Genomic DNA, 663 nt, shown 5'->3' with positions numbered 1-663 from the left:
CCGCCCCGCAAGAGCCGGACCGGACTGATCCTGGGGATCGTGGCGGGGGCGCTCGTCCTCGTGGTCGCGATCGGTTTCGGCGTGTACAAGCTGGTCGACGCCGGCGCGGACGCGGTCTTCCCCGAGGCCACACACCGGCTCGTGGTCGAGAAGGCGGTGCTGGAGGGCGAGTTCACCCTCGACCAGGATCTGTCGGCCACCGAGGGCAAGAAGATCGACGGCACCCTTGACCCGGGCGTCCGGGGCGGCAGGGCGGTGGTCGCCCAGTACGGTTCGGAGGGCGGCGACGTGCTGGTGCTCTCCGGCATGTACGGGCGGCTGGCCTCCCCCGCGCTCATGAGGAGCAAGATCCTGGACGGCGCGGCCGACGCGGACGGCGCCGAAGTCGTCGTGGAGCCCCGGGAGTTCGAACCCGAGGGGTACGGCATCACGGTGGAGTGCCAGGTCGTGCGGTCCCAGCAGGCGGGCCTGACCGTCGGCATGCCGATGTGCGCGTGGGGCGACGGCAACACCGCCGCCGCCGTCGCCGTGCTCCGGCAGGCCGACCTCTCGAAGGACGCCGCCTCCCTCGACCTGGAGAAGGCCGCCGAGGAGACCGCGAAGGTCCGCTCCGAGATCCGCAAGCCGCTCAGCTGAACCGGCGCGGCCGCGACGGCGGCAGGA

At 72.5% G+C, this 663-nt stretch carries 1 protein-coding gene; it reads left to right on the top strand.

Annotated features, from left to right (window positions below):
- The coding region (locus IH13_RS0135700; RefSeq protein WP_234433511.1) for a hypothetical protein at positions 1-636 on the top strand (636 nt) is incomplete at its 5' end.
- Positions 637-663 lie beyond the last annotated feature (27 nt).

The organism is Streptomyces sp. NRRL WC-3549 (assembly GCF_000721935.1).
GTDB lineage: Bacteria > Actinomycetota > Actinomycetes > Streptomycetales > Streptomycetaceae > Streptomyces.
The sequence above is the reverse complement of the archived record's forward strand: the minus strand, read 5'-3'. Positions and strand labels throughout refer to the sequence as shown.